Annotated in this window: 4 protein-coding genes; all 4 read left to right on the plus strand. The window is 63.9% G+C overall.

Features of this window, described 5'->3' with window-relative positions:
* Positions 1–99: 99 nt before the first annotated feature.
* The gene (locus EOA38_RS29905) at positions 100–1,521 is read left to right on the plus strand and encodes a CpaF family protein (protein ID WP_126093466.1); all 1,422 of its coding nucleotides are present in this window, start codon (positions 100–102) and stop codon (positions 1,519–1,521) included.
* Positions 1,522–1,524: 3 nt separating this feature from the next.
* Complete coding sequence (locus EOA38_RS29910) at positions 1,525–2,490, plus strand: type II secretion system F family protein (RefSeq protein WP_127300939.1); 966 nt, start codon at positions 1,525–1,527, stop codon at positions 2,488–2,490.
* 1 nt (position 2,491) lies between these two features.
* Entirely contained in the window at positions 2,492–3,454 is a 963-nt protein-coding gene (locus EOA38_RS29915) for a type II secretion system F family protein (protein WP_127300940.1), read from the plus strand.
* Between the two features lie 161 nt (positions 3,455–3,615).
* On the plus strand, positions 3,616–4,010 hold a 395-nt coding region (locus tag EOA38_RS29920), incomplete at its 3' end, for a hypothetical protein (RefSeq protein WP_127300941.1).

Genomic DNA, 4,010 nt, shown 5'->3' on the forward strand with positions numbered 1-4,010 from the left:
CCTGAAGAAGATCATCCTGCCGGAGGAGGCGGTCACGACGACGGCGAAATCGAAGTCGCTTTTCGGCCTCGGCAAAGGCTTGCTGAAAAGGAAAGCCGGATGAGCAGCCGCTTCTCCAACCTGCAGAACCGCGACGTCCGTCCGCAGCGGCCGCCCGAACCGGCGCCCGTCGCGCACCATGCCGTTGTCATTCCGACGACCCGCAAGCCGGTCGCGCCGAAGCCGGACGCCGCGCCTGGAAAGAGCGCCAACAAGGTGCTCGACGCAAGGGTGCGCATCCACCGCATGCTGCTCGAGGAGATCAACCTCGTCGCGCTGGAGCGTCTGCCGAAGGATGAGATGCGCCGCCAGGTGCATGAATTCGTCTCCGAAAAGACGCGCGAGGAGCGGATGGCGATCAACACCGCCGAGCTCGACGCGCTGGTCGACGATATCGTCGACGAGATGGTCGGCCTCGGCCCATTGGAGCCGCTGCTCAAGGATCCGGAGATCAACGACATCCTGATCAACGGCCATCAGAACTGCTTCGTCGAAAGGCGCGGCAAGCTGCAGCAGGTTCACATCCCGTTCAAGGACGAGGCGCATCTGCTTCGGATCATTAACAAAATCGTTGCCGCCGTCGGCCGCCGCGTCGATGAATCGCAGCCGATGGTCGACGCTCGCATGCTCGACGGCTCGCGCTTCAACGCCGCCATCCGGCCGGTCGGCGTCGACGGGCCGCTGGTGTCGATCCGCAAATTCTCCAAGAACAAGCTCGGCCTGCACAAGCTGGTCGAATTCGGCGCCATCACCCAGAACATGGCCGAGGTGCTGGCGGCGGCCGTGCATGCCCGCAAGACCACCATCATCTCGGGCGGCACCGGCACCGGCAAGACGACGATGCTCAACGCCCTGTCGGCCTTCATCCCCGAGGACGAGCGCCTGATCACCATCGAGGATGCCGCCGAGCTGCAATTGCAGCAGCCGCATGTCGCGCGCATGGAAACGCGCCCGGCAAACATCGAAGGCCATGGCGAGCTGAAGCAGCGCGACCTGGTCAAAAACGCGCTGCGCATGCGTCCCGACCGCGTCATCCTCGGCGAATGCCGCGGCGAGGAGGCTTTCGACATGCTGCAGGCGATGAACACCGGTCACGAAGGCTCGATGGCGACCATCCACGCCAACACGCCGCGCGACGCCATCTCGCGCCTCGAACAGATGCTCGGCATGACCGGCATGCCGATGACCGTGCAGTCGATCCGCAGTCAAATCGCCAGCGCGCTCGACATCATCGTGCAACTGACGCGCCTGTCCGACGGCAAGCGCAAGGTGACCAGCGTCGCCGAGGTGACGGGCATGGAAGGCGACGTCATCCAGATGCAGGAGATATTCCGCTTCGTGCGCACCGGCATGGAGGCGGACGGCAAGATCGTCGGTCATTTCGAGGCGACGGGTATCCGCCCGCGCTTCCTCGAAGACCTGCGCAACATGGGCATCGAATTTCCGGGCAAATATTTCGAACCCGGCCGGCCGCAGGAGTAGCCGGTGTTCGAAGGGTTCAGCCCGATCTACGCCGTCTACGCCGCGGCAGCGCTCACCGGCATCATGATCGCCGAAGGCTGCTACCTCCTCTATGCCGGCCGCAGCGACAAGCGCACGGCGATCAACCGCCGCATGAAGCTGGCGGAGAACAAGATCAGCCAGGAGCAGGTGCTGATCCAACTGCGCAAGGAGCGCGGCGTCGAAGGCGGCAGGTCCCTGTTCTCGCTCGATCGCTTTCGCGCCTTGCGGACGCAATCCGGCATGATCATGCCGCTGCCCAAATTCCTCATGATCACGTCGGGGATAGCGTTCGCGCTGGCGCTTGTCGCAGTCTGGTACGGCCTGCCTTTGCTGTTCGGCCTGGGCTTGTTCCTGGTGCTGTTGCCGGTCTTGCCGGTGATGGCGATGCGTTATCTGCGCAAGCGCCGGCATAAGCGCTTCGGTTTGCAACTGCCGGAAGCGCTGGAGCTGATCACGCGCGGCCTCAAGGCCGGCCACCCGGTGCCGGTGGCGATTGCGATGGTGGCGCGTGAGATGGCCGATCCGATCGGCACCGAGTTCGGCGTCGTCGCCGACGAGGTGACTTACGGCTCCGATCTGGTTTCGGCGCTCAACAACCTGTTCGACCGGGTCGGCCATGAGGACCTGCCGCTGTTCGTCACCGCCGTGTCGATCCAGAGCAGTTCGGGCGGCAATCTGCGCGAGATCCTGGACGGGCTGTCGTCGACCATCCGCGAGCGCGGCAAGCTGCGGCGCAAGGTGCGCGCCATTTCGACCGAAGGCCGCATGTCGGCCTATATCCTGACCGCCGTGCCGGTGCTTTTGTTCACCGCCATCATGGCGCTCATGCCGCAGTTCTACCGGGAAGTGTGGGGGATACCGAAAACCTGGTACATGCTTGGCGGCTCCATCCTATGGCTGCTGCTCGGCAACGCCATCATGTTCAAGATGTCGAATTTCAGGTTCTGAGATGGAAGACATCATTAGCTTTCTCGCCTCGCTCGCGCCGACCTCGCCACTGCCGGTGGCGGTGCTGCTGCTGGTATTGGGCGGAGGCGCGATGGCCTGGCCGCTGGTCGTCGCCAAGGGCGATCGCAATGAGGTCAAGCGCCGCCTGAAGGTCGAGGTGGCCGAGCCGGTCGAGCAGGCCGAGCCGGCGCCCAGGAAGAACACCAGCGCCGTGCGCGAGAAGGCGGTGAGGCGGGCGCAGGAGTTCTACGCCCAGAGCGATCCGGAAAACGTCGCGCGGCTGCGCCTGAAGCTCATCCAGGCCGGTTACATGGAACCGCGCGCCGTCGGCATGTTCTTCCTGATCCGTTTTGCCGCTCTGGTTGGCGTGGCATTTTCCACGTTCCTGATCAACCATTGGGCGGCCAGCGCCGAGTCGACCATGACCAGCCGCTGGACTTTCATCATCCTGTCGGGAGCGGCCGGCTATTTCCTGCCGGGCCTGGTGCTGACCCAGAAGGTGCGGGAAAAGATGCGCGAGTACCGCAACGGCTTTCCCGATTTCATGGACCTGATGATCGTCTGCTCCGATGCCGGCATGAGCATGGAGGCCGGCATCGAGCGCGTTTCGAGGGAACTCGCCAGGACCTATCCGTCGCTCAGCCAGAACCTGCAACTGGTGTCGCTGGAACTCAGGGCCGGCCGCAGCCTCGACGATGCGCTGAAGGCGCTCGCCGACCGCCTCTGCCTCGACGAGGTGCGCTCCTTCGCAACGCTGTTGCAGCAGTCCAAGGAACTGGGCACCAGCCTGTCGGGCTCGCTGCGCGTTTTTTCCGACGAGATGCGCCACAAGCGCATGTCGCTTGCCGAGGAGAAGGCGCACGCCTTGCCGGCCAAGATGTCGGTGCCGGTGACGGTCTGCATCCTGCCGGTGGTGCTGATGGTCGCCATTATCCCGATCGTCGTGAAGCTGACGACGCACTGAGTGACCTCGATCCAGGCGCAGATCCAGTCAAGCCGGCGCTGGTTAACGCATCCTTTGCACGCAACCGAAATTTAGCTGCATTTCGGCACCGAAGCTTAATCGCTGTGCTGTATTGTCCTTGTTGAAGAACGACCCGGCAAATCGGGCGATGGGGCAGGGGCATGCGTCACGGACTTCCCACGGCAGCGGCGGCGTTGGCGGCCGTCTTGATGATCACCGGCTGCACGACGAACGCAAACGTCGACACGACCAAGACCACCGCGATCCAGCCGACGGCCAAGGACGTCAGCGCCGCCGACCTGGCGGAGGGCAAGGCGCAGTTCCGCGAGGCGAATTTCGGCCTTGCCGAACAGCATTTCCGTAAGGCGGTCGAGCTCAAGGCCGACAATGCGGAAGCCTGGATGGGACTTGCCGCCTCCTATGACGAGCTCGGCCGCTTCGACTTCGCCGACCGCGCCTATGCCCAATTGCTGAGGGTCGCCGGGCGCAAGCCGCAGATCGTCAACAACATGGGCTATTCGCAGCTCCTGCGCGGCAACAAGAACAAGGCAAGGAC

The organism is Mesorhizobium sp. M1E.F.Ca.ET.041.01.1.1, from assembly GCF_003997355.1.
GTDB lineage: Bacteria > Pseudomonadota > Alphaproteobacteria > Rhizobiales > Rhizobiaceae > Mesorhizobium.

Coding starts and splice junctions, on each gene's coding strand:
- EOA38_RS29915 (WP_127300940.1), top strand. CDS start 2,492: ATGGAAGACATCATTAGCTTTCTCGCCTCGCTCGCGCCGACCTCGCCA.
- EOA38_RS29905 (WP_126093466.1), top strand. CDS start 100: ATGAGCAGCCGCTTCTCCAACCTGCAGAACCGCGACGTCCGTCCGCAG.